Origin of the sequence: Staphylococcus sp. Marseille-Q5304, assembly GCF_943737015.1 — a bacterium.
In the GTDB taxonomy this organism is placed as follows: Bacteria; Bacillota; Bacilli; order Staphylococcales; family Staphylococcaceae; genus Staphylococcus; species Staphylococcus hsinchuensis.
On sequence record NZ_CALSFP010000001.1, the window covers coordinates 125,367 to 151,411 of the forward strand.

Annotated in this window: 19 protein-coding genes; 11 read left to right on the top strand and 8 right to left on the bottom strand. The window is 33.5% G+C overall.

What is annotated here, in order from left to right; all coding sequences use genetic code 11:
• The first annotated feature begins 680 nt into the window (after nt 1-680).
• Nucleotides 681-1,100, top strand: a complete 420-nt coding sequence (locus tag NGI30_RS00575; RefSeq protein WP_251517174.1) for a VOC family protein — start codon at nt 681-683, stop codon at nt 1,098-1,100.
• Nucleotides 1,101-1,205: 105 nt separating this feature from the next.
• On the opposite strand, the gene NGI30_RS00580 is transcribed toward NGI30_RS00575, so the two are convergent.
• A complete protein-coding gene (locus NGI30_RS00580) occupies nt 1,206-2,102 on the bottom strand; it encodes a fructose bisphosphate aldolase (RefSeq protein WP_251517177.1) in 897 nt (298 codons plus the stop codon).
• A 486-nt stretch (nt 2,103-2,588) separates the two neighbouring features.
• On the opposite strand from NGI30_RS00580, the gene NGI30_RS00585 reads away from it, so the two are divergent.
• The 3 genes from NGI30_RS00585 (at nt 2,589) to betA (ending at nt 7,713) form a co-directional block, all read left to right on the top strand.
• Complete coding sequence (locus tag NGI30_RS00585) at nt 2,589-4,214, top strand: BCCT family transporter (RefSeq protein WP_251517179.1); 1,626 nt, start codon at nt 2,589-2,591, stop codon at nt 4,212-4,214.
• Nucleotides 4,215-4,473: 259 nt separating this feature from the next.
• Nucleotides 4,474-5,973 (top strand): betaine-aldehyde dehydrogenase, encoded by a 1,500-nt coding sequence (betB, locus tag NGI30_RS00590; protein ID WP_251517182.1) that lies wholly within the window; start codon nt 4,474-4,476, stop codon nt 5,971-5,973.
• A gap of 51 nt (nt 5,974-6,024) precedes the next feature.
• On the top strand, nt 6,025-7,713 hold the full coding sequence (betA, locus tag NGI30_RS00595; protein ID WP_251942419.1) for a choline dehydrogenase: 1,689 nt from the start codon (nt 6,025-6,027) through the stop codon (nt 7,711-7,713).
• A 156-nt stretch (nt 7,714-7,869) separates the two neighbouring features.
• Here betA and NGI30_RS00600 read toward each other — a convergent pair whose 3' ends face one another.
• Both NGI30_RS00600 and NGI30_RS00605 read right to left on the bottom strand, forming a co-directional pair.
• Nucleotides 7,870-8,058 carry a hypothetical protein gene (locus NGI30_RS00600; protein ID WP_251517188.1) on the bottom strand — a complete coding sequence of 63 codons (189 nt, stop codon included), beginning with the start codon at nt 8,056-8,058 and terminating at the stop codon, nt 7,870-7,872.
• Between the two features lie 770 nt (nt 8,059-8,828).
• Nucleotides 8,829-10,988: a bifunctional glycosyltransferase/CDP-glycerol:glycerophosphate glycerophosphotransferase gene (locus NGI30_RS00605; RefSeq protein WP_251942420.1), complete on the bottom strand. Its 2,160-nt coding sequence runs from the start codon at nt 10,986-10,988 to the stop codon at nt 8,829-8,831.
• Between the two features lie 474 nt (nt 10,989-11,462).
• On the opposite strand from NGI30_RS00605, the gene NGI30_RS00610 reads away from it, so the two are divergent.
• On the top strand, nt 11,463-12,089 hold the full coding sequence (locus NGI30_RS00610; protein ID WP_251517194.1) for a nitroreductase family protein: 627 nt from the start codon (nt 11,463-11,465) through the stop codon (nt 12,087-12,089).
• 207 nt (nt 12,090-12,296) lie between these two features.
• Here NGI30_RS00610 and NGI30_RS00615 read toward each other — a convergent pair whose 3' ends face one another.
• The gene (locus tag NGI30_RS00615; RefSeq protein ID WP_251517197.1) at nt 12,297-13,235 is read right to left on the bottom strand and encodes a nucleoside hydrolase; all 939 of its coding nucleotides are present in this window, start codon (nt 13,233-13,235) and stop codon (nt 12,297-12,299) included.
• Between the two features lie 196 nt (nt 13,236-13,431).
• Here NGI30_RS00615 and NGI30_RS00620 point away from each other — a divergent pair, with 196 nt between their 5' ends.
• Together NGI30_RS00620 and NGI30_RS00625 are read left to right on the top strand one after the other, a co-directional pair.
• The gene (locus NGI30_RS00620; RefSeq protein WP_251517200.1) at nt 13,432-14,823 is read left to right on the top strand and encodes an MFS transporter; all 1,392 of its coding nucleotides are present in this window, start codon (nt 13,432-13,434) and stop codon (nt 14,821-14,823) included.
• A 547-nt stretch (nt 14,824-15,370) separates the two neighbouring features.
• Nucleotides 15,371-17,023: an APC family permease gene (locus NGI30_RS00625; RefSeq protein WP_251517203.1), complete on the top strand. Its 1,653-nt coding sequence runs from the start codon at nt 15,371-15,373 to the stop codon at nt 17,021-17,023.
• Between the two features lie 380 nt (nt 17,024-17,403).
• Here the strand turns inward: NGI30_RS00625 and NGI30_RS00630 are convergent, their stop codons facing one another.
• A complete protein-coding gene (locus NGI30_RS00630; RefSeq protein ID WP_251517206.1) occupies nt 17,404-18,633 on the bottom strand; it encodes an ArgE/DapE family deacylase in 1,230 nt (409 codons plus the stop codon).
• A gap of 186 nt (nt 18,634-18,819) precedes the next feature.
• A complete protein-coding gene (locus tag NGI30_RS00635) occupies nt 18,820-19,302 on the bottom strand; it encodes a GyrI-like domain-containing protein (protein ID WP_251942421.1) in 483 nt (160 codons plus the stop codon).
• A gap of 104 nt (nt 19,303-19,406) precedes the next feature.
• On the opposite strand from NGI30_RS00635, the gene NGI30_RS00640 reads away from it, so the two are divergent.
• The gene (locus NGI30_RS00640; protein WP_251942422.1) at nt 19,407-20,366 is read left to right on the top strand and encodes a helix-turn-helix transcriptional regulator; all 960 of its coding nucleotides are present in this window, start codon (nt 19,407-19,409) and stop codon (nt 20,364-20,366) included.
• A 72-nt stretch (nt 20,367-20,438) separates the two neighbouring features.
• Here the strand turns inward: NGI30_RS00640 and NGI30_RS00645 are convergent, their stop codons facing one another.
• A complete protein-coding gene (locus NGI30_RS00645) occupies nt 20,439-21,095 on the bottom strand; it encodes a toxoflavin lyase-like VOC family protein (RefSeq protein ID WP_251517215.1) in 657 nt (218 codons plus the stop codon).
• A gap of 695 nt (nt 21,096-21,790) precedes the next feature.
• On the opposite strand from NGI30_RS00645, the gene argF reads away from it, so the two are divergent.
• Together argF and bioB are read left to right on the top strand one after the other, a co-directional pair.
• Nucleotides 21,791-22,786 (top strand): ornithine carbamoyltransferase, encoded by a 996-nt coding sequence (gene argF, locus NGI30_RS00650; RefSeq protein WP_251517218.1) that lies wholly within the window; start codon nt 21,791-21,793, stop codon nt 22,784-22,786.
• A 216-nt stretch (nt 22,787-23,002) separates the two neighbouring features.
• Complete coding sequence (bioB, locus tag NGI30_RS00655; protein WP_251517221.1) at nt 23,003-23,983, top strand: biotin synthase BioB; 981 nt, start codon at nt 23,003-23,005, stop codon at nt 23,981-23,983.
• A 134-nt stretch (nt 23,984-24,117) separates the two neighbouring features.
• On the opposite strand, the gene panE is transcribed toward bioB, so the two are convergent.
• Nucleotides 24,118-25,035 carry a 2-dehydropantoate 2-reductase gene (gene panE, locus NGI30_RS00660; protein WP_251519046.1) on the bottom strand — a complete coding sequence of 306 codons (918 nt, stop codon included), beginning with the start codon at nt 25,033-25,035 and terminating at the stop codon, nt 24,118-24,120.
• A 241-nt stretch (nt 25,036-25,276) separates the two neighbouring features.
• Between panE and NGI30_RS00665 the strand changes: the two genes are divergently transcribed.
• Entirely contained in the window at nt 25,277-26,026 is a 750-nt protein-coding gene (locus tag NGI30_RS00665) for a CPBP family intramembrane glutamic endopeptidase (RefSeq protein WP_251942423.1), read from the top strand.
• The last annotated feature ends 19 nt before the right edge of the window (nt 26,027-26,045 follow it).

Below are 26,045 nucleotides of genomic sequence, written 5' to 3' on the forward strand. Positions count from 1 at the left end.
AAGGAGATGAACAACACGACAACATAGACTTACATGAATTCCTTAGTTATAAAGTCACTATGCTTTGAAGGGTGAAGGTGTTATTTATTTAAAATAAAACACAAGCCGTTAATTTGTGTTTTTGAATTGTTACTTTTATGTATCAACTATACTTTTTGACATTATGCATTGAGTTTAACGTGAATAGTGGTATAGGCGTCCCAACGTTTATATCATGTTCTGACAGAAAGTTGAACTACCTTACCGAATAATTACGTATTGATTTACCTCTCAAATTGTATTCCACTCATTTATGAATTACATAGAGTTTAAACAAATTTTATGTCCTCGTTTAATTTTTGAATTTCCTAGATCAACTTTTCCTCTTGAAATAAATTGATTCTGCAGAATTATTAAAAGGCATGTGCTTCCCTTTGGTAATTGTCGCTACCAATATGGATAGCATCACTTTTAATTAAACATAGTTTGTTTTCCCGTAGCTATTTTTATATTCATTTATAGTAACCGGTACTTATGTAAATTTTAATGAGCGTGAACTACAATGCCAAGTATCCATTGGGTACTTGGTTTTTTTGTGCGCTAAATAATGCTATTGCTTGAAAATGAATCTATGCCACCTATACTTAAATTAGAAAGTATTTAATATAAAGAATAATTGACTTAAACAAAGGAGACTAATTATGTTAAAAACAGTTACACCTTATTTATTTTTCAAAGGTAATTGTAAAGAAGCGGTAGAATTTTATAGTGAAGTATTTGAAGGTAAAGTATCTGAAATGAAAACATATGGAGAAGTAGATGAAAAATCTGTCGATAATCCAGATCGTATCATCCATGCGCGTTTAGAAGTAGATGACCAAGTATTTATGTGCTCTGACGTACCAGATGAAGATTTAAACGTGAGAGACAATAGAAATGTTTATCTAGTATTAGAATTTGATAGTGAAGAAGCAATCAAAGATGTATATGAAAAGCTTAAAGCTGATGGCGACGTTCAAATGGAACTTGCTGACATGTTCTGGGGCGCAAAGTATGCTAAATTAATTGATAAATACAACATTGGTTGGGATTTAAACTATACTAAACCTCAAAATAAATAATATTGGTTGAGGTTAGTGACAGTGACGCCTTATACGGAAATACGTTTATAGAAAAAAGCGACTCAGTTTGACTGAGTCGCTTTTATTTATTGTATTGAATAAGGATTAACCTTGGATTTTGTTTACTGAAGCATCATAGATAGAGTCTACAGTTTCAGCTAATACTTTATCGAATTCTTCTTGTGATTGACTTACGTTTAAGTCGTTGATTAGTGCACGTGAGAAGCTTGCGATTAAACCATCGTTTTGTTTAAGTACTTCATTTGCATGTGCTCTGCTATAACCACCAGAAAGTGCTACTACACGTACAACATTTGGATGATCAATAAGTGATTGGTATTGGTTTACTTTTGTAGGAATTGTTAATTTCAACATAACAAGTTGATCATCGTTTAAGTTATTTAGTTCTTCTAAGATTGCATCTGATAAGTAAGCTTCGATTTCTGCTTTGTCTTCAGCTTCAATATTTACTTCTGGTTCAATGATAGGTACTAAACCAGCTTCGATAATTTGTTTAGCAACTTCGAATTGTTGCTTAACGATTGCGTCGATACCTGATTTGTTAAATTCAAGGATGTTTGAACGCATTTTTGTGCCGAAGATTTTATGATCGTTAGCACGGTTTAATAAGTCATCTAAATCAGGATTAGGCTTCATTAATTGAACGCCATCTTTTTTCTCGTCTAAACCTTTGTCGATTTTTAAGAAAGGTACAACACCTTTATCAGCTAGATAATCTCCAGTATGTTTACCTTCAACTTCACGGTCCATTGTTTGTTCAAAAAGGATTGCGCCAATGATTTTATCTGATGTGAATGAAGGTGAAGAAACGATTCGTGTACGCATATCGTGAACAAGTTGGAACATTTCGTCATCATTATTGTATTGATCTTCTTCAACGCCGTAACCTCTAAGTGCTTTAGGAGTACTGCCACCACTTTGGTCTAATGCTGCGATGAAACCTTTACCATTTTTAACTTTGTCTAATTGTTCTTGATTCATACTTACAACTCCTTTTCGTATTGTCACTTCATAGTATGATAAAATTTCCTCTCTAACGCAAGTGGGGAGCCTCTTTATTCACAATGAGTACATATCTATTTTAAAAATTTTAGAAAAAGGTATTCACCTAAATAAGTACTAAAAATATTCGTTACAAATTTAATCAAATAAGGGTTGGTTTGTTTAAACTCAATAAAATATTTATTCGTCTATTATGAATAAATATGCATAAAAACAAATTTGTAATGTTTGTTCAGTTTGTTAAGTTAAAATTTAACACTATGATTGTGGCGATTTTAAACAGCGCTAAAAATATTGTAACTATATATTTATTCATAAAATGCATTTGTGAAAATTGAATGCGGTTTGCATTTTTATTTAATCTTCGTTAATCTCAAAGTTATGAAAACAAGAAAAGGGCGATGGTAGTTAGTCTAATCAATGTAATCAATTTCCATACAATTTTATTATGAGGAGTGCTCAGAAATGAAAAAATCTAAAGTTATGGATTGGCCTACCTTTATAGGTACAGTAGCTGTATTATTATTTTCAGTTATACCTATGATGGTGTTCCAAAAGGCAAGTGCTGATGTAATTACGAAACTCAACGATGCTGTGTCAAATAGCATTGGTGCAGTTTATCTCTTACTCGGGCTTGTAGTATTTGGATTTGTATTGTACATAGCATTTGGGAAATACGGGAATGTAACGTTAGGACGTGCTACGGACAGACCAGAGTTTAATAACTTCAGTTGGGCTTCTATGTTATTCTGCGCCGGTATCGGTTCAGACATTCTTTATTGGGGTGTCATTGAATGGGCGTACTATTATCAAGTACCACCACATGGCGGCAAAGGAATGACGGATAGTGCGTTGTCTTACGCTACTACATACGGTATGTTCCACTGGGGTCCTATTGCCTGGGCAATATATGTACTTCCAGCTTTACCAATAGGTTACTTAGTATTCGTTAAAAAGAAACCCGTCTTCAAAATTAGTCAAGCTTGTCGACCAATATTAAAGGGGCAAACAGATAAGCTATTAGGCAAAATTGTTGATGTTGTATTTATCTTCGGTTTATTAGGTGGTGCGGCCACTTCACTAGCATTAGGTGTACCGATGATAGCAGCAGGTGTTGAGAAATTAACAGGGTTAGATGGACAAAATATGTGGATGCGAACACTTATCCTTGTATTAATCACAATCGTATTTGGTTATAGTTCGTACAGTGGTTTAAAGAAAGGTATTCAAATATTAAGTGATGTGAACGTTTGGATTTCATTATTCTTATTAGTATTTGTGTTTATTGTAGGACCAACAGTCTTTATTTTAGAAACGACTGTTACATCTGTTGGTGAATTATTGAAAAACTTCTTCCAAATGGCGACTTGGCTTGAACCGTTCGGCGGTATTGGAGGAAGAAAAGAGACAAACTTCCCACAACAATGGACAATCTTCTATTGGTCATGGTGGATTGTGTATGCACCATTTATCGGGTTGTTTATCGCTCGTATATCAAAAGGACGTACTTTAAAAGAAGTCATTTTAGGTACGATTTGTTACGGAACGTTAGGTTGTATTTTATTCTTCGGTATCTTTGGAAACTATGCGGTATATTTACAAATTTCAGGACAGTTTAATGTCATTGAATTCTTAAATAAACATAGTACTGAAGCAACAATTATCGAAGTGATGCATCAGTTACCGATGGGTAATATTATCGTTATTTTATTCTTATTGGCAGCGTTCTTATTCTTAGTGACAACATTTGACTCTGCCTCATATATTTTAGCTTCAGCTACGCAAAAGCGTGTAGTCGGTGAGCCTATTAGAGCAAACAGATTGTTCTGGGCGTTTGCATTAAGTTTATTACCATATTCATTAATGTTAGTAGGCGGAGAACAAGCGATGAATGTGTTGAAGACTGCATCGATACTAGCGAGTGTCCCTTTAATAGTGATATTCGTCATCATGATGGTCTCATTTATTAAAACGCTTGAAGGAGATCGACTTAAATTACAAGAACGTGCAGATAAATATAAGAAAGTTGAAAGAAGATCATTAAGAATCGTTCAAGTAAGTGAGAAAAATAAAGAAGAAGACAATTTATAATAAAAGATTAAAAACCGGTCAAACAGCGAAAAGTTTGATCGGTTTTTTCTATATTATTGAAAGAAATGTCGGTACATTTTTTGAAAGAACTATTGGAAGAGATTGAGCTGTATATAATTTGGAATATCGGTACAACTGTCTTAATATGGGGTGAAGAGGTGTGTCATTTTACATTTGACACTGTATTATTGGCTATGCTAATATAACTTTATAAAATTCGTTAAATAAAAATTTAACAAACTTAACGGAGGTCGTACTGATGGAACTTGAACTTGTAAAAAATTTATCACGCCGTCAATATATTGATGGTGAATGGGTAGATGGAAGCAACAATGAAACGAGAGAAATCATAAATCCATATAACCAAGAAGTCATCTTTGAAGTAGCAGAAGGAACAGAAGAAGACAGTGAACGTGCTATTCTAGCTGCTAGAACAGCTTTTGAAAATGGCGAATGGACAAATGAAACAAGTGAAAATAGAGGTAAGAAAGTTAGAGCGATTGCCGATAAGATTGTAGAACATAAAGAAGAATTAGCTAGACTTGAAACATTAGATACAGGAAAGACACTAGAAGAATCATATGCAGACATGGATGATATTTCAAATGTGTTCTATTTCTTTGCTGGATTAGCAGATAAAGATGGTGGCGAAATCATTGATTCTCCAATTCCAAATTCTGATGCTAAAGTTGTGAAAGAACCAATTGGTGTTGTGACACAAATCACACCATGGAATTACCCATTATTACAAGCATCATGGAAGATTGCTCCAGCATTGGCAACAGGTTGTTCTTTAGTTATGAAGCCTAGTGAAATTACTCCGTTAACAACAATTCGCGTATTCGAATTAATGGAAGAAATTGGCTTCCCTAAAGGTGTAATTAACTTAGTACTTGGTGCAGGTGCTAAAGTAGGAAATCCATTATCAACACATAAAGATGTAGACTTAGTTTCATTTACAGGTGGTATTGCTACTGGTAAACAAATTATGAAACAAGCTGCTGACCACGTAACAAACGTAGCATTAGAATTAGGTGGTAAGAACCCTAATGTCATCTTTGATGATGCAGATTTCGATTTAGCAGTAGACCAAGCTTTAAACGGCGGTTTCTTCCATGCTGGTCAAGTTTGTTCAGCAGGTTCACGTATCATCGTGCACAACGATATTAAAGCAGACTTTGAAAAAGCTTTAATCGAGCGTATTAAAAATATCAAAATGGGCAATGGTTTTGATGAAGAAACAGAAATGGGTCCTGTCATTTCAGCTGAACATAGAGAGAAGATCGAAAAATATATGGAAGTTGCAAAATCAGAGAACGCAACAATCGCAATTGGCGGTAAACGTCCAGAGCGAGAAGACTTACAAGACGGATTCTTCTTTGAACCAACAGTAATCACAGATTGTGATACTTCAATGCGTATAGTTCAAGAAGAAGTGTTTGGTCCTGTTGTGACAATCGAAGGATTTTCAACTGAAGAAGAGGCAGTTCAATTAGCTAACGACTCTATTTATGGATTAGCAGGTGGCGTATTCACTAAAGACATCGATAAAGCTGAACGTGTTGTTAAGCAAATGAGAATGGGAACTGTTTGGATTAACGACTTCCATCCATACTTCGCTCAAGCGCCATGGGGTGGCTATAAACAATCAGGTATCGGTAGAGAATTAGGCCATGAAGGTTTAGCAGAATACCAAGTTGAAAAATTAATCCTACGTAATACGAAACCAGAACCAGTGAATTGGTTCGGCAAACAATAACAGCAAAATTTTTGCGATGATTTAACTTTAAACTAACAAGGAGGCATATACATGAAGAAATCATATGATTATATCATTATTGGTGGAGGTAGTGCAGGTTCTGTCTTAGGTGGCAGAATCAGTGAAGATGCATCAAACAGTGTACTTGTTTTAGAAGCAGGACGCAGTGACCATCCATGGGACTTATTAATACAAATGCCAGCAGCGTTGATGTATCCAGCAGGTAGTAAATTATACGATTGGATTTACGAAACGAACGAAGAACCTCATATGGATGGCCGTAAAGTAGGTCATGCACGTGGTAAAGTGCTAGGTGGATCAAGCTCAATTAACGGTATGATTTACCAAAGAGGTAACCCAATGGACTATGAAAAATGGGCGAAACCTGAAGGGATGGATAAATGGGATTTCGCACATTGCTTACCATATTTCAAACGTTTAGAAACAACATTTGGTGCTGAGAAAGATGATAAAATGCGTGGTCATCATGGTCCAATCAAGTTAAGACGTGGACCAGCAACGAACCCATTATTCCAAGCATTCTTCGACGCAGGTGTTGAAGCAGGTTATAACAAAACTCCAGACGTAAATGGTTTCCGTCAAGAAGGCTTTGGACCATTCGATAGTCAAGTACACAATGGTCGTCGTGTTTCAGCATCAAGAGCTTACTTACATCCAGCGATGAAGCGTAAAAACTTAGACGTACAAACACGTGCATTCGTTACGAAATTAAACTTCGATGAATCAGGTAAGAAAGTAACTGGAGTTACATTTAAGAAGAATGGTAGAGAACATACTGTAACTGCTAAAGAAGTTATTTTATCAGGTGGTGCGATTAACTCACCACAATTATTACAACTATCTGGTATCGGTGATTCTGAACATTTACGTTCTGTAGGCATCGAACCACGTTTACACTTACCAGGTGTAGGTGAAAACTTTGAAGACCATTTAGAAGTTTATGTACAACATAAATGTAAACAGCCTGTTTCTTTACAACCAAGCTTAAATTTATTCAAAATGCCATTTATCGGATTACAATGGATCTTTGCGCGTAAAGGTGCAGCTGCATCTAACCACTTTGAAGGTGGCGGTTTCGTACGTTCAAACGATGAAGTTGATTATCCTAACCTTATGTTCCACTTCTTACCAATCGCAGTAAGATATGATGGTACGAAAGCACCAACAGCACACGGTTACCAAGTGCACGTTGGTCCAATGTACTCAAATTCTCGTGGACACTTAAAGATTAAATCTAAAGATCCATTCGAAAAACCAGATTTCGTGTTTAACTACTTATCAACTAAAGAAGACGAACGCGAATGGGTAGAAGCAATTAGAGTAGCGAGAAATATCTTATCTCAAAAAGCATTAGATCCATTTAACGGTGGCGAAATTTCACCAGGACCAGAAGTTCAAACAGATGAAGAAATTCTTGAATGGGTTAAACGTGATGGTGAAACTGCATTACACCCATCATGTAGTTGTAGAATGGGTCCTAAATCAGACGAAATGTCAGTTGTAGACCCTGACACATTCAAAGTACATGGTATGGAAAATTTACGTGTCGTTGACGCTTCAGTGATGCCACGTACGACAAATGGTAACATCCATTCTCCAGTATTAATGTTAGCAGAAAGAGCTGCTGACGTTATCCGTGGTAAGAAACCACTTGAACCAGAATATGTAGATTTCTATCGTCATGGTGTACATGACAAAGACGCAGGTACAATGAAATAATAAGTAGACAATAAGGGGCGTTTGATTTATTTTAGCCCTTGTTAAACCTTAAAATCGTTGGTGCTTAAAGTTTAATGTAGCGCCTAAAGAGCTTTTAAAATTATAGCTATGAAAATCAGGTTACCACCCGATTTTCATAGCTTATTTTTTTATTTTTTATACAGTCTCTAATTTTGATCCTTCTTGATTGATATTAGATGATGATGAAGTGTTCAATATACTACTTGAAGTACTGTTGACACTTTTAGAATCTTGTTGTGCTGCTTCAACCGTTCCCCCAACTGAACCTATAAAGAAAGTCGCCACTGACACTGTAATAATACTTTTTATAAAATTCTTTTTCACAATATAAAACCTACAATTAAAATAAAAATATGATATAATAACAATTAATTATAAACGCAAAATTTTGTTTTTAGAAAGGGGCTATATAGCTGTGAAATTATATGACAATGTCATGCGAATACTAGTAGTAATAAGTTTTATCGTTTGTATAAATAGTTTATTTAATTTCAATGAAGATCTTAAAGTTTATATTAATATTGCAGCAATAATAATAATTATATTGCTAGCTGTTATAGGTTTTATACTAGCTAGAGTTAAAAATAACAATGATTAGAAAATAAAAAGATAAATAATATATACAGTTTGAGTTCATATAACACTTTATTATGTTAACTCCAATAAACGCCCTCAAACCTGTGATATCAAGCTTTGGGGGTGCTTTAGATTATACGTTGTTTATACAACTTAAATTGACCTGTTTTCAGGTATTTTCATCTGAATATGTTTTGTTTCTTTATTTAGTTTGAGGTGGTAAATATTTTATTCATGCCCTAAGCTTGTGAACATGTATAGTAATTACTTAAACATTTTAATTTTACTTAATGAGGTCGCCGGTTTGTTTCTGTTGGAGTGATTGACATAAAAAAGTTGGGAGTGGGACAGAAATCGAATTTTCTAATTGAGATTTCGTAGTCCCACTCCGGCAAGGATGACTAGATTTGGAAAAACTTGATATAAGCGCTTTTGCAATTCAGTCATCTACTGCCTAATTGACAAAGAAGCTGAAACAACTATTCTTGTTCCAGCTTCAAGCAGTATTGTTAACGTTATTATTGTTGTGAATCTTCTACGATAAGTTGGGCAATCTCTTTCGATGATTTGCCTTGTTCTACTGAGCAGAAATCTTCATAAAATTGCTTAATGTTAGATTTATAATCTGTTGCAATTTTGTCTATATGTTTCAAGTCTTCAGCTAGTTGATAAGCGTCTTGATAAATAGGACCTGGTAGATCTTTATGATAGTCCAGGTAGAAACCTCTTAAATCTTTACCATATTTGTCTAAGTCGTACGCAAAGAAGATTTGTGGGCGTTTTAATACACCGTAATCGAACATTACAGATGAGTAATCAGTGATTAAACAATCTGTAACTAAATATAGTTCTGAAATATCATTATAATTTGAGACATCGATTGCAAAATCTTCATAACCACGTAAATCTAACGCGTTTGAAATGAGGTAATGCATTCTTAATAGGACTACATAGTCGTCTCCTAATTGTTGTTGTAAATTATCCAAATCGATTTTTAAATCAAATAAATACTTACCTTTTTTAACAAATTCATCATCACGCCATGTTGGTGCATACATGATTACTTTTTTGTCGGCTGGAAGATTTAAGTTTTCTTTGATTTGTGCAATGTAGTCTTCATCATTTGCATGGTTAACTAATACATCATTACGCGGATAGCCAATTTCTAAAATTTGTTCAGGTGGCATCCAGAATGCTGTTTCAAAGATTTTTGAAGAATATGCGTTTGGAGAAACTAAGTAATCCCAACGACTTGTTTCTTCTCTGAAATTACGTTTGTAATTTTCAGTTGTCGTCCCTGGCATACGAATGACTTTCATATCGTTAGCTAGACGTTTGAGTGGTGTACCGTGCCAAGTTTGAATGTAAACTTGGTTCTCTTTTTTATTTAAATAAAGTGGTAATCTCGCATTTGAGACCCAATATTTTGCTTTAGCATAAGCATCATAATATGCTGCAGAACCTTTTTTCACCTTTTTACCTGGACCAGGTAAATGAACTTTACTTGGGTTTTTAAAGACCCAAATAAATTCGAAATTTGAATGGTATTTCATCATATATTCATAAATATACTTTGGACTGTCGCTATAGTTTTTACCACCAAATGATTCAAATACAATCGTATTTGATTGAACTTTGTCTTTGTTATCAGTTAGTTGATAGCGTGCTCGGTTTTTATTTTTACTACCTAAGACGATGCTCTTAACAAGACGTGCAGTTTTGCGGAAACGGTTCACTTTAGCTGCTTGTTCTTTCTTATTAAGCATCAACATAAGCGTTTCAAAGATAAATAATGGCTTTTCATTTTTAAATACAATTGGCGCAATCTCGCGTGCCATATTTGGTAATATATCAGAATGTGTTTGATAACGTGTAGCTGTCTTTCTTGCTGAAGGCTCAAATGATTGTTTGAACATCGTTGCCATTTTTTTCTTAATAAAAGTTTGGTTTTCAGATGGGGCACGTTGGATTGAATCAAAGAAACTGTGTACGTAGTCATCGAATATAATGTTAAAGTCTTGTTGTGATAATGCTGGATTTAAGAAAGGATCATAAACCTCTCCTCGAATATAGAATGGGAAACGGCTAACACGTACGAATGTTTCTGCGTATTTAATATATTCTAAAACGAACGACCAGTCGATAAATACTGATAAATCTTCATTAAATTCAATTTGATGACCACGGACAATCGCAGTTTTGAAAATAATATTACTCGCAGAATGTTTACGTAAAAATTGATTTGATTTCGTCTTAGTATATAAATAATCTACCTTTACTAAATCTTGGTCAATGTATTGTGGTACATCTAACGTAAATGAATGGATAGGTGCAATCAATGCATCCATTTGATTTAATTTCTTCATATAATAATTTAAAGCATATGAAGCTAAATAATCATCCGAATCAACAAAAATAAAGTATGGTGAAGTCACTTGCTCCATAGCGACATTTCTCGCATGGGCATGACCCATATTTTGTAGTAGGTCGACTTCTTTAACATTGATGTCCCAACCTTTTAATTGTTCGGTTGCGATAGTTTTCGATTGGTCTGTCGAGCCATCATTAACTAAGATGAGCTCAAAATCTTGATATCTTTGTTGCTTTAAGCTATTAATGCATCTTTCTATATAATCTTCTGAATTATAATAAGTAACGATTACTGAAATAGAATTCATTGTATAACCTCTTTTAACTGTTTTATATCATTATGTATCGCATTTCGTAAGTCTGATACATAAAATGGTTAATTTGTAATAATAAAATTCGACGTAAAAATTGTTCGAATAACTTTAAAGTATATATTATAACATTTTTTTGTATAAATTATGAAATATTTAGTGTTTATATAAATGGTTTTATATGCATTTTGACCAGAAATTCACATTAATACGTTTCATTATACTACAAAAGCAGTTATAAATACTCGGACATAAGATTGAGATGGGAGTGCGACAGAAATCGAATTTTCTAATAGGGATTTCGTAGTCTCACCTAATTGACAAAGCCTCTAAGTCATCTATTTTTCTCAGGTTCTTAGTTCAATAAATTTTAAGCAGCTTAAAATATTACTTGTGCAAACAGTTTAGTTGAAATAATTAATTAATTGAGTATAATTTGTTGTTGTGAGTAATAATAAAGGAGTAATATCAATGATTAACAATAATTTTGAAGATATTTTAATGAATCGTAAATCAGTAAAAGTGTTTGATGAACAAGTCAAAATCCCTGAAGAAGAAATGCAAGAAATGATACAAAAGGCAACTAAAGCGCCATCCTCAGTTAATATGCAACCTTGGCGTTTCTTAGTTGTACAGAGTGAAGAAGGTAAAGACAAATTACGCCCCCTAATTAGATTTAATACACGTCAGAATGATACATCAGCAGCCATGGTTGTTGTATTTGGAGACATGCACAATTATGAGTTTGGTGAAGAGATTTATAATAACGCGGTCGCACACGGAATGATGCCAGAAGATGTTAAAGAAGAAATGTTAGCTAAAGTGATCCCATATTATAAAAGTTTATCTAAAGCAGAGATGAATGATATCGTAAAAATTGATAGTAGTTTAGCTGCAATGCAATTTATGCTTGTAGCAAGAGCTTATGGATATGATACAAATCCAATCGGCGGATTTGAACGCGATCAAATTGCGCAAGCCTTTGATTTAGATGAAGAACGTTACGAACCTGTAATGATTATAGCGATAGGTAAAGAGAAAAACCCAGGACATGATTCATATAGACTATCTACTGATCAAGTTACGCGTTTCGTATAATCACTTAGAAAATTAATAATGAAGTTAAAAAATTTCGTATTTTCCTTAAGACATATTATGCATAGTAACTTCGGTAAGAGTCTTTTATAATAAATAAGCCCATCAAAGATTGATAATCTTTGATGGGCTTAATGCTGAGTAGCTATGTCTTAAACTCGGTTATTTTTAAACGTCAAAACCAACAGTTACACAGCATTATTGAATAGGTTATTTCACCTTTTTGGCTAGATTTGTAATGTATTCAAAGAAAGCATCATGTCGGACATTGTGTATCAACGAAATCTCACGTCCTGAGTCATTGTCTATCATCGTACGACCCTGGCTAGGCCCTTCTGCAATAACGGTAGTATAACATTGCGTTTTGTCGACGAGTTGTGGTTGGCCCACGTATGCCGTAGTCAATACATCCCATAAGAAATATGTCTCGTTTGTTTGGAAATGTGTTAACGGTGGAACAAGTGCGTAACTGATGCCTAAAAAGTCTACGCCTTCAAATTGTCGTTGGCGTGCCCACATTTGTCTAATGTCCCATGTAAGAGGGACTTGGTTTGTGCTTTCTAAAGCTACCATATCTATTGTAATATCTGAATCAAATACGCACTTTACTGCTTCTGGATCCCAAAAGGCATTCCATTCAGCTGTACCATCGTGCTCTGGCTCTTCAACATTACCTCGTTCAAGAAAAGTGCCGCCCATCCATACTAAACGCTCTATAGATTTAGTGATTTCGGGACGCATGTGTAGTGCTTTAGCTAAATCTGTAAGCGGACCTGTAAATAATAAAGTAACTGGTTCAGTACTCAACTGTAATTGTTCGATGATATCTTCATATGCTTCTCGCTTTGTGGGTTGGGCGTTTTGTAATGGTTGTTCATTTAATATAGGTAATGCGTCCATGTAGAACGCATGCATACGCCATTCTTTAGGGAAGGGATTCTTACCACGTTCTTTTGAAGCGGTCACTTGTAACGGTTTGTGACTAAAACGGTTGATGATTTTTTGAGATGCGCTTACGGCTGGCTCTACATAACAATCTGCACCAATCACACTTACACCTAGTAAGTCTACATCATCCATTTGTGAAAGAAGAAATAAAGAAATTAAATCGTCTACACCACCATCGTGATTAAAATATACTTGTTTCATATACATGATGCCTCCTTGAACACTAATTCATAGTTATTATAGCAAAAATCTTCATTACTCAATATGTTGTACATTTTAGTGATGGTTATTTTTATAAATTATGTTGTTTGCTTAATATATGTCATTGTACGCTTTTGTTTACAAATGACATCTTAGGTTATGCTAATAATAAAAATGATTAGAATGGGGGATATATGTGAAATTTAATAAGAATAAAGTGCATCACGTCGATCCGAATCAGACTAAAAAAAGTGTGATTGCTACTGGGATAGGCAATGCGATTGAGTGGTTTGATTTTGGGCTCTATGCACAACTTGCAGTGATACTCAGTGCGAACTTTTTTGGGGATTTACCTGAGGAAATGCAAATCATTTCGACGTTTGCTGTCTTTGCATTTGCTTTTATTGTTCGACCTATTGGGGGTATTTTCTTTAGCCATTTAGGTGATAAATTGGGAAGAAAGGTAGTATTATCTACCACAATCACTTTAATGGCACTATCTACGTTAGTTTTAGGTTTACTACCTACCCAACACCAAATAGGCATTTGGGCGCCCATTTTATTACTATTAGTTAGAATGATTCAATCATTTTCAACTGGCGGAGAATACGCAGGTGCAATGACTTATATAGCGGAAACTGCTCCGGATAAAACGAGAGGAAAATTAGGTAGCGGTTTAGAAATAGGAACATTAATCGGAAATATCATGGCCGCTATTTTAGCAGGTTTGATGTACAGCATATTGAGTGATCATCAAATGGAACAATGGGGATGGAGAATTCCATTTATCTTAGCTGCACCATTAGGTATTGTTGGTGTGCTTCTAAGATCTAGATTAGATGAAAGTCCCGCCTATGAATCCACGTTAGAAGAAAAGGAAGAATTAGAATACTCCTATATTGATATTGCTAAATACTACTGGAAAGATATTATTGTTTGCTTTACAGGTGTTGCATTCTTAAACGTGGCAAATTATATGGTGTTATCGTATATGCCATCATTTTTAAACAAAACAATAAATTTAGGTGGTACGGTAGGCTCCATTTTAAGTACAGTAGTCATGGGGGCGATGATACCAGCAGTATTTTTCTTTGGTTGGTATAGCGACAAGGTAGGGAACAAACGTACAATCATCTTCGGCCTGGCAGGATATAGTTTATTCTCTGTACTTGCGTTCTGGCTTATGTCTATACCAGTGTTACCTATTGTGATTGTAGGCTTAATCATTATTGCTTTATTTATGTCTACATTTGAAGGTGTTATGCCATCCTTACTGCCAAGCATGTTCCATACGAAAGTACGCTTACGAACTTTATCGCTCGTATATAATATTGGCGCAGCGATATTTGGAGGTCTAACGCCGTTTATATTATCAACATTGGTTCAAACAACGGGGCAACAAATTGCACCATCTTATTATTTAATGTTGATTAACGTAATTGGACTCATTATATTTTTAACTATGTTTAAGTCAACTTCTAATAAATCATTAAGAGGTTCCTATCCAAACGTAGAAAGTGAAGAAGAATATAAAGAAGTGATTCAAAATCCTAAAGATGCTTTATGGTGGGATGATGAATCAAAATAAGATTCGACATCAGTAAGAGGAAGCGTTTCTTTTTCTAAATAAATATTTTCTTTAGTTCACTAAACGTCACAATTTCTAATAATATATATTTGAGTAACATCATATTTTTAATGAAACTTGAGAACTGTGAGGCATAATTAGGATATTTTTAAAAGAATGTGTAAAAAATTATTATAGAGTATTATGTAAATAATTTGTTTTATTTAGTTTAAAAATAAGATCTAAAAGCTTGATATAACAATGATTTTAGCATTTCAAACTTATAAAAAATGTATTTAACGAAAAATTGTATTTTGTATAATTAAGTAACGTGTAAAAATAGTCGTTAATCAATGAGAACGATAACGTTGAAACCGATTTATAGCTTAAATTGATTATGCAGAAATTAACGTAATAACGTATGAATATACATTAATATTAATAGATTTATAGTTTTTATGCCTCGTTGACTAGAATGTTAATGAGAGTATAATAACATGTATACATGAAGTTGTATAATTCATACATATACATTCATGGATATAAAAGACAAATAGTGGGAGTTTTTATGGAAAATCAACAGAAAAATAAAAAAATTAATTTGGCGCAGCTTGTACTTTTAGGATTAGGGTCATTAATTGGTTCTGGGTGGCTATTTGGTGCCTGGGAAGCCTCATCAATAGCAGGACCCGCTGCTATCATTTCTTGGATTATTGGATTTATCGTTATTGGTTCTATTGCATATAACTATATTGAAATAGGAACAATGTTTCCCCAATCAGGTGGTATGAGTAACTATGCGCAATATACTCATGGTTCTTTACTTGGATTTATAGCTGCATGGGCGAATTGGGTTTCACTTGTAACAATTATTCCAATTGAAGCCGTATCAGCCGTACAGTATATGAGTACTTGGCCGTGGGACTGGGCCAAATTCATGGGCGGTTTAATGAAAAATGGTTCAATTAGTAATGTTGGTTTAATGGCTGTATTCGTAATAATCATTATCTTTTCATTATTAAATTATTGGTCAGTTAAACTCTTAACTTCATTTACAAGTTTAATTTCTGTATTCAAGTTAGGTATTCCATTATTAACAATTATTATGTTAATGATATCAGGATTTGACGCAGGAAATTATGGACATTCAGCAAGTACGTTTATGCCTTATGGTTCTGCACCTATTTTTGCTGCTACAACAGCATCAGGTATTATTTTCTCATTTAATGCATTCCAAACAATTATTAATATGGGATCAGAAATTGAGAAACCGGAAAAAAATATTGCACGTGGTATCGCGATTTCACTTACATTAAGTGCAGTGTTGTACATTGTTTTACAAAGTACATTTATTACATCAATGCCAAGTGATATGATTCATAGTAAAGGTTGGAGTGGTATTAACTTTAACTCTCCATTCGCAGATATGGCGATACTATTAGGTGTAAATTGGCTAGCGATTTTACTTTATATTGAAGCAGTTGTATCACCATTCGGTACAGGTGTTTCATTCGTTGCAGTAACAGGTCGTGTTTTACGTGCGATGGAAGAAAACGGACATATTCCAAAGTTCCTAGGTAAAATTAACGACAAATACAAAATTCCACGTGTTGCGATTATCTTTAATGCAATCGTCAGTATGATCATGGTTTCACTATTTAGAGATTGGGCCACTTTAGCAAGTGTTATTTCGACAGCAACGCTAGTAGCATACTTAACTGGTCCTACTACAGTCATTTCACTTAGAAAAATGGCTCCTAAAATGATGCGACCATTCCGTGCGAACATGTTGAAATTCATGGCACCATTCTCATTCGTTCTAGCATCATTAGCGATTTATTGGGCAAAATGGCCTACAACAGCTGAAGTTATCTTTATTATCATTCTAGGTTTACCGATTTATTTCTACTATGAATATAAAATGAATTGGAAACATACGAAACAACAAGTGGGTGGAAGTTTATGGATTATATTATATTTAGTCGTCCTTTCCATCATGTCATTTATTGGTAGTAAAGAATTTAACGGTATGAACTGGATTCATTACCCATATGACTTTATTGTGATTGTTATCGTAGCGATTATATTCTATATTCTAGGTACGACAAGTCACTTTGAAAGTAAATACTTCAGACGCGCTAAGAAGATCAACAAAGATATGCGCACGAACTTAAGAGAAGAACGTAAAGCAGAAAGATTAAGCGAACAAGAAAATGCATAAGTCAGTTTAAAGATTAAGAACATATGTCCTGTAAAAGAGCCTGGGACATAAATCCCAGAAAAATAGCACTCAGATGATTTAATTCAATTCATCTGAGTGCTTCTTTTTTTACAATACTTCGTATTGTTGGCTCGCTTTCTTAGGGGGCAGCTTCAGCCTGTAGTCTTCAGCTTGTCCAGTTCCCTCAAGAGTCTCGCCAAAATACTTCACATTTATATATAATTTTACGCTAAAATACTTTAAAAAAATAAGGCCTTACGTATAATTTAATAAACGCTTTTTTATATTATTTTAATAAACGGTAAAGAACAGTGAATTCGATGTTCTAGACGGTTTTTGGTTTTCAAAAATCTTTATATGGATGGTCCGATTGTATAACGTTATTTTGTACTGTACGTTGTTAAAAGCTCGATATAAAAATCGATGAATTTTAAGTACATATCTTTTTCAACAGCTTCATCAACTTGATGGGCGCCACTACCAGGTCCAAATACGACAAATGGGAATGATTCATCTTTACTACGTAATAAGTTTGATGCATCTGTTACGCCGCCGAATGCTGAAGATTTAAGTTCTTTATCAAACATGCGCTCACCAATCGATTTAGCAGTGTCGACGAGTTTGTTTTGGCCAGATGTACTTACGTGTTCTAAATCAAGATATAAATCACTTTCTAATTGTGCACCCTTTGCGTTATGTCGTTCTAGTGTGTTGTCGAATAGTGATTTAACCTTTTCGTTATTATATTCAGGAATCGTACGTATATTAAATTCAGCTGATGCAGCTTCTGGTACAGAATTAACTTGGTTACCACCATTGATAATTGTGTTGCTAATCACAAGTCCGTTTAATACATTTTCTAATTCACTGTCAGAAATATCTGATGAAAGTGACTCTTTAAATTTCTCTTTGATATTTGTGAAATCTAAAGTTTTACCTTTAACATCTTCTGTGATTTGAGCGTAAGATTCATCTATATCTCGAATAAATGAAAGTAACGGAGTAATTGCATTTTCACCTACAACTGGCATAGAACTATGTGCAGATTTACCTGTAGAATTGATGCGATAATCCATAGAACCTTTATGAGCATAAACAAGGAAGTCTTGGGATGGTTCAGCAATAACTAAAGCATCTACATCGTCCATATAGCCTTTTTCATGTAATTGAGCAGAACCTTTTTGTTCCACTTCTTCTCCTGTTGTGGCTAAAAATCTAATTCGACCTTGTTTAAGTGCATTTGCATTTTTAATCTCAATAAGAGAAATTGCTAATGCTGCTAAGCCTGATTTCATATCTGCTGCACCACGACCATATAAAAATCCATCTTTTTCTGTTAGTTTGAATGGATCATAACTCCATTGGTCACGGTCACCTTCTGAAACGACATCCATATGGCCAGAAATACCGATAACTGGAGATCCTTCTCCAATTTCAGCAATTAAATTTGCACGACGTTCATCAACTTTATCAATCGTTGAATCAATGCCATGTTGTGCAAATAACTTTTGGAAGTATTCACAAACCTCAAGTTCGTTGTCATTTACAGTATTAATTCCAACAATATCTGATAATATTTGAATTTTGTCTTCTGTTGAAAATGTGCTCATTTTATCCACTCCTTTAATTAAATTATACATCTGTGAAATATATTTGATAAGCAATGCCCATTATAAGCAAGAACAAATCATATAGATTAATGGTAAATACTTAAATTTATTTATGAAAAAAGACACGTCCTCTCATGAAATAGAGACGTGTCTTTATATAAATTTATTGATTGTAAGTTTTACTTATTAGCTTTGTTTTACAACTGGTATCCACATTTCACCGTAATAATTATCTTCTTGTTTACCCATTATTACAGCTGCGTTAGGTCCGCCTTGATAAGCTACATCGTTTAATTGAGGTACCACTTCACCAAATGCTGAACCTGTTAGTAATTCGCTTAATGCTTTTTCAGTTTCTGCCTCGCCTTTAACGACAAGATAATCGCTTTCAGGGAATTCTATAGCTCTTGTTGCTTCAGGTAAGCTCTCTTCAGTCATAACACCTGCATAATGCATCATTTTATTATTTACTGCTTCATTTGCGATGAATAAATAATCATTTGTGGCTACTGACTTTAATTTTTCAATGTCGCCATTTTCGTGTACGTTGTCCCAGAATTCTGATTTTTCCTTACTAATGCCCTCGTAATCTGTATAATCGCTTTTAAGTTCTGTGCCAATACCTAATACTGTAAAACTGTCTTTTTGCTCTACTGAATATTGTGTCATCTGAAAATGCCTCCTTAAAAAGTTAGATCGATATCATTTCTCTTGATGTTAAGTTTATAGTAACATTTAATCATGTCAAAAAATGATACTGTTTAGGAGTGTTTATGAAAAAAGTTGAAAGAATTAATACAATGATGCGCTATATAAGTAACCGTTCTTTTTTTACGATTAGTGAAATTATGCGTGAGTTCGAAATTTCTAGATCTACAGCTATTAGAGATATCAATGAAATTGAAAGTATGGAGATGCCTTTAGAAGCGGAAGTCGGTAGAGATGGGGGATATACAGTTATGAATAATTCTGTACTGCCTTCCATTCATTTTACAGATAATGAAGTGAAAGCATTGTTTATTGCATTTATGGCGTCTCGAAATCAGCAGTTACCTTATTTAGAAAGTCGACAATCGATTGCTGAAAAGTTATTAGGCCTCATCCCTCAAAATCAGCAAGATAATCTTGTTTTATTAAATCAAATACTATTATTTGAAAGTACACATCCAAATAACCCGAATATTTTAGATCTCTCTGATTTACCGAACCCGATTTTAGAAAAACTGATAGGACTATTTTTAGAGCACAGATATATTTCTATCACAATAGAGGGACAGGATCAGCATGTCGGTGTTCCTATTTATCTTCTACATCTTTATCGTGAAAAACATTTGTGGTTGATGGAAGGCTTTGATTTGAATGATGAAATTAAAAAGACATTTCATATTGATCGGTTAATAGATGTGGAAGTTTATAAACCTCATAAGAAATGGAGTAAGCGTAAAATCAAACATAAATTAGCTCATCAAGAACTCGACCCCAATTTAATGATTGAATTAGGCCCTCAAGCAATAGCTCAATATCATAAATATCACCCATTTAAGTTTACATTATCATTTATGGATCCATTTCAGACACAAGCTATTTTAAAGGAATGGGTCGACATGAGTGACAAACAGGTAATAGCAGATATTACAAACTGGATTTTATTTTTAGGAGAAGATATAAAATTGAAGTTAGTACCTAATGTTATTTTAGATAATTTAAAGCAGAGGTCACAAACATATCAATGAAACTGAAGAGATAGACGAATTATAGAAGGGGATCGTGAGGTAGGGTATTGTAGTTAAATAATGAATGATGTATTACTTATTATCAATAAACCATTGTTCATTAATATAAGATAAAGTAAAACGTGTGGTTTCAATTTTTATTGGATAAGCTTTTGAAGATTGATCAGAGAAATCCCATTTCTTTTCTTCAGAAGTTAGTATAATATAACTTTCATCCTGGGAGTCCCCGATGAAATTGAAATTTTCAGCAGTAGGATAAGCATGGTTTACAGTTTGAAGATGGTAATCAGAAAGTGCTGCATAAACATTTAACAAATCGTTACAGACAAAACCAATTTCACTAATTCTTATAAATTGCGCATAATCACTTATGTTTGAATTGCGAGCGATTAATTCTACGACATTCCCAGATGGATCATTAAAATAAAATGAATGAGCATAAAAAGTATCAAAGGTGGCTGTGTGTTGACCTTTTTCAGTTAATAAAAATAATATGTTCAAATAATGACGCTTCATTTCATTAAAGTGATTATATGGAATATCAATTGCAAAATGGTAAAACGGTTGGTTCATTTCGTGTGACTTTTGAAATAGTAATTGCGTTTCGCCAATCGTAACTTTAAACGCCATTGCGTTTATAATTTGAACTGGGCATTCTAATGTATCTTTATAAAAGTGAAATGTATCTACTAAATTTGCAGTAAATAATGTTATCGATTTGAGCTTCATAAGCGTACACATCCTAACTCAAGCTTTCCAATATATTTATTTGTACTGTATCAAAAAATAGACTTAGTTGGTAATATTAGACGGCTCAATGAGAAAAAAATATAATACATTATTTAAAGAAGGATATTATCAAATAAAAAACCCTCATGAACTGAATTCATGAGGGTTTTGTTTGGGGAGATTCGAACAAATGTAATAAGGGATAGTTTTTTGGGATAGTTAACTCATTTGCCTTTTTAAATTTTGTAACGAATAGAAAAATAAATTTGGGGTTAGGGTTTTTTAATGAATTGTTTAAAAATTATTTCTCTTGGAAACCGCCTGAAACGAATTGAGAAGCGATTTGTTTGATTACTTTGATGATTAAGTCGAACATGGTACTTCACCTCCGTGGTAATTATATTTACATCAATATTGTAAAACTTTTTACTTAATTTTTTATAAATAATGCATAAATCATTAAAAAAACTTCAAAATTGTACTTTTTAACATAATTTTTTTGCCTAACTGATTAAAATGAATACCCATTTGTAAATCCAATATTTTCATCAATCTCACTTATCAAATTCAAAAATATGCAGAAAAATGCATAAAAATTATTGAAAATTGCGTAAATTTAGATTATTATGAATTGAAATAGAATATATAGGAGTGATTTATATGGGGCGTACACAACAGATATAAAACAATTAGGTTTGTTTAAAGGTAAACATTTTTTAAAAACTTTAGACTTTACCAAAAAAGAATTAAATAGTTTAATCGATTTCACAGGTGAATTAAAGGAAAAGAAGAAACATGGTATACCACATCCATTTTTAAAAGGAAAAAACTTAGCTTTACTATTTGAAAAGCCCTCAACGCGAACACGTTCTGCATTTTGTGTTGCAGCGAATGATTTAGGAGCGCATACTGATTACTTTGGTCAAGGTGATCTTCATTTAGGTGTGAAAGAATCTATTGAAGATACTGCTAAAGTGTTAGGGAGAATGTATGATGGAATTGAGTTTAGAGGTTATCACCAGAAAGATGTGGAAACATTAGCACAACATGCAAATGTCCCAGTATGGAATGGTTTGACAAATGAATGGCATCCTACACAAATGATTGCTGATTTCTATACAATGAAAGAAAATTGGGGAACATTTAAGTCTAAGACATTAACCTACGTAGGAGATGCAAGAAATAATGTCGCTCATGACCTATTAATTACAGGGGCAACATTAGGAGTAAATATCAGAATAGCAGCACCTAAATCTTTGCAACCTTCCTCAGAAGTACAATTACAGGCAAAGAAAATTGCGCAAATGAATGAAAGTGACATTTTAATAACTGATGATCTTCAGCAAGCCGTGTACCAAACGGATGCACTATATACTGATGTATGGTTTTCGATGGGTGAAGATCAATCTGTAATAGAAGACCGCATAAAGTTATTATCACCTTATTGCTTAAACCAAAGTGTGATTGAACAATCAGCCAACTCGAATGTTATCGTATTACACTGTTTGCCTGCATTTCATGATTTGAATAGTCAACTAAGTAAACAGATTTATGATAAATATGGTATTTCAGAAATGGAAATAACTGATGAAGTCTTTAAAGGCGCACATTCTGTAATTTTCGAACAATCTGAGAACAGATTACATTCCATTAAAGCAATTATGGCAGTGACGTTAGGTGATTTATTTTAATATTTAGATAACCAAGTGGTTGAAGCTAATTAAATTTAGGATAACGTATATTTCGTACTTAAATTTAATGTAGCAACAATCACTTTTTGTGTTTTTGAAAATCTTCAACAATTAACAGTTTAAGGCGTTTATGAAATTAATATTGTAAACGAAATGATGAAATTAGTTTACATTAGTGGTATCCTCTAATTATATTAAAGTTATGGGGGAATTTTAATGGAAATTGCAAAACGCATATTAGATGGTGAGGACTTAACAAAAGAAGAAGCGTTATCCATCTATACTGATGATTCAATTGATACTTTAGATTTAGTTGATGAAGCGTATCAATTACGCAAACATTATTATGGCCATAAAGTTAAATTAAATATGATTTTAAATGCTAAAAGTGGTATTTGTCCTGAGGATTGTGGATATTGTGGCCAATCACGAGATATGAAAGTTAAGACACGTTACGCACTTGTATCAAAAGATAAGATTTCACAAGGTGCTACTGTTGCGAATGATAACAAAATAGGTACATATTGCATTGTAATGAGTGGTAGAGGCCCAAGTGATAAAGAAGTCGATTACATAGCGGATACAGTTGAAGAAATTAAAGCGAAACATCCACAATTAAAGATTTGTGCATGTTTAGGTATTGCGAACGAAGACCATGCTAAAAAGTTAAAAAACGCTGGGGTCGATCGTTATAACCATAATTTAAATACAAGTAAAAACTATCATAGTGAGGTAGTTACTACGCACACATATGAACAACGTGTGGAAACGGTAGAAACGATGAAGAAACATAATATTTCACCTTGTTCTGGCGTGATTTGTGGTATGGGTGAATCAAATGAAGACCGTGTGGATATGGCATTTGCTTTAAAAGCATTAGATGCAGATAGTATCCCAATTAATTTCTTACATCCAATTAAAGGAACTAAATTTGGTGATATGGATGAATTAACACCGATGAAATGTTTGAGAATTTTAGCGTTGTTTAGACTAATCAATCCATCTAAAGAAATTCGTATTGCAGGTGGACGTGAAGTAAACCTTAAAGCATTACAACCTATCTCATTGATGGTTGCGAATTCGATTTTTGTTGGTGATTATTTAATTACAGGAGGACAACCTAACAAATTAGATTTTGACATGATTGAAGATATGGGATTTGAAATTGATGAAAATCATATGATGTCAGAAGTATAAGAATGATTTATCGTTAAGATAATCGTTGTTAATAATAGAAAAAGGGCAGGGCCATATATGTCTTAGCGCAGGCGTGTGATGTACAACGCGTGTTTTAAGTTTAAAACATAAGCGGTCCTACCCATTTTTTATATTTATTCACGCATTTCTTTATAAACTTGGTGACTTTGATATACGCATGATAATAGTGGAGCTTCAATATTATACTGTTGTGCTAACTCTAGTAAATAACCTTGTAAATGATCTGTTTCTATTTTATGTCCTTTTTCCATGTCGCGTTGCATTGAAGTCTTGAAATGATAAGATAATTTATCAAATGCTGACATATACTTTTCAACGATATTATCTGAAAGTGGGGCTCCATGTTGTTGCATAATTGAAGCGACTTCATCATAAAGTGATCTGACAAAGTCAGTTCCTCCATTACTATCGCGAATCGGTCCAACGGGTGCATGCATTAATGTTGTAACACTAGAAAGTACTGTTATCATTAGATATTTATTCCACATACCTTTATTAATTTGAGTACTATGGATAAATTCAGCTTTCGTATTAGAAAAGGCTTGTTCTATTTGTCGTGCACGTTCACTATCTTTATTATTTAATTCGCCAAAGAATAGTTTATCAAAATCACTCGAATGCACAACTTCACCATTCGCATTGAGTGTAGTTTCAATCACACAGTAGCCACCCATGACTTTTTCATTACCAAATTCAGCTTGTAGTTCTTCAATGTGTTCGATACCGTTCAATACAGGTATGATTACTGTTTGATCATGTACAAAAGGTTTCAAATCTTCTATTGCATGTTTCAAGTGGTATGATTTTGAAGAAAAAATAACGACATCAAATGGATCTACTTGTTCTTTTTTAGTGATTAGTTGTGGAGTGAAATGATAATCTCCTTTTTCACTTTGTATGGACAACCCACGTTTTTCTAGCGTGGCTTTACGTTTTGGTCTTACAAGAAAAGTGACATCTTGTCCACTTTCAGCTAAACGACCACCAAAGTATCCACCGATGCCTCCAGCACCTAAGACGAGAATACGCATCGACACCAACTCCTCTATGTATATTAATTGTACTTAATGTTTATATACCACTATTTTAATGCTCTACGCATATACAAAGAAATTCAATGGTGTAAAAATGATATGTGAGAAGGTGAAAATAAAGGGGAATGAACAAGTATATTAAAAAGTAATTATATACTTATAAAGCTACAAAGTAGGAAATAATAATTATTTTTCAAAATTAATGTACTTATAAATGAATTGTAAGAGGTGATGATTTATGAAAATTAGAAATAATAAAAAATATGGTTGGAAGGATATTCAATGGAATGATTTCTCCTTGATATTATTCTATATATTTGGACTTATATTTGTATCGCTTATTAGTATGATTGTGGTAAATAGTATCACCGGTTTAAAGTTTAATGAAAAAGGCGAAAGTGGACATATAAGAGCGTTATTAACTGACATAAGTGTTTGTATACTATTAATTTTAGGTTGGATTATTTTACATAAAGAAACATATCGCCGACAAATAAAGCAAGGTTTATACAATATTAAGAAAAATTGGAAACTGATTGTGATGACACTTATCATTGTCATAATTTTAAAGATTGTTATCGGCTCATTGATAGATCAATTTGCTCCTCCACAATGGCAGTTTAAGGAGTCTGAAAATGATCAATCGATAAGTGAATTATTAACAGGATTTTGGTCAAAAGTTTTCATGTTTATATCAGTAGTCATTGTAGCCCCATTAATTGAAGAGTTTTTATTTAGACATTTGTTAATTGGTGAGTTAGGTAAAAAGTTCAATTTTGTTTTTATGTCGATTGTTTCTATAGTGGCCTTTGCTTATCTTCACGTAACGAATGCCAAGTCACCGCTAGAAATTATATTGTATTTAATAATTGGTGCAGCACTGGTCTTTGTCTATATGAAGTCAAACCGTAGCTATGCAACTTCAGTATGTTTACACAGTGTATATAATTTGGTTTCATTTATAGGAATGATTTCAATTTCACAATAAGTGAGCCGGTGTTTCACAA